Source organism: Pseudoalteromonas sp. UBA2102 (assembly GCF_002331165.1).
GTDB classification, from domain to species: Bacteria; Pseudomonadota; Gammaproteobacteria; order Enterobacterales; family Alteromonadaceae; genus Pseudoalteromonas; species Pseudoalteromonas atlantica.
This window is the reverse complement of sequence record NZ_DCYU01000111.1, coordinates 60885-61786: the sequence shown is the minus strand read 5'-3', so window position 1 is coordinate 61786 and position 902 is coordinate 60885. Positions and strand designations below refer to the sequence as shown.

The 902-nt window shown below is 42.7% G+C and carries 1 protein-coding gene; it reads left to right on the top strand.

Going from position 1 to position 902, the window contains the following annotated elements; all coding sequences use genetic code 11:
• Positions 1–902: bifunctional UDP-sugar hydrolase/5'-nucleotidase (locus tag B2R65_RS15280; protein WP_476748310.1), on the top strand; the 902-nt coding region annotated here is incomplete at both ends.

The window sequence follows — 902 nt, the reverse complement described above, 5'->3', positions numbered from 1 at the left end:
GCTGTAGGCTTTGCTAAAGTACAAGTAGGCTGTGTGACCTTAGGTGTATTTGGTATGACCTCAGTACCTTGGAACGAGCTAGACGAACCGATAGATGATGAGCCTATACCTGATTTTATCAAACAATTTAAAATGAGCTGGCAGTGGCAACAAATAGCACAAAGTATAGTAAACCAATACCAAGACGATGTTGACTACATGGTAATGCTAAGCCATTTAGGTGAAGGCTTAGACATTGATATGGCAACCGATGTAAGCGGTATTGATTTAGTGTTAGGCGGCCATACTCATGGCGGTGAAAGTTATAATACGCTCGAGAACGGCGCTGTGGTTATTCAGCCAGATTTTTACGCCAAAGGCATCACCGATGTTACTCTTACGTTTAACTTGCAAGATAAAACATCACCAGTAATAGATTACAGCACCATTGAAACTGACAGCATTAGCGAACGTGATGAACCAACTAAGCTGGCAATTGATGAAATTATGGGCCGCTATGCGCCTGATGCAAATACAGAAATTGCTATTTCTGAAAACTACCCAAGTAGTTTAGAACTTGCAGAAATAACGGCTTTAGCTGCAGCCCATGCAAGTGATATAACGGCGGCCCTGCTTAACCCAGAATTAGTACAAACGAGGTGGACACCAGGGACCTTAACGCAAGAAGACTTTCATAAAGCCTACTATGTTGAGCGCCAGCCCTCTAACACTCCGGGCTTTAATTCGTTATATAGCGTAACGGTTACAGGTAGCGATTTAAACACCATGTTTGCCAGTCAGCCAGATTGGTTTTTACTCAAACCAGATGATATACAAGCTGCGAGCACTTATCAGGTTGCGTTGTTTAAAGGCGCAGCACTTAATCCTGAGCTATTTTTTAGCGGTGTTACCTTTTCAAACGT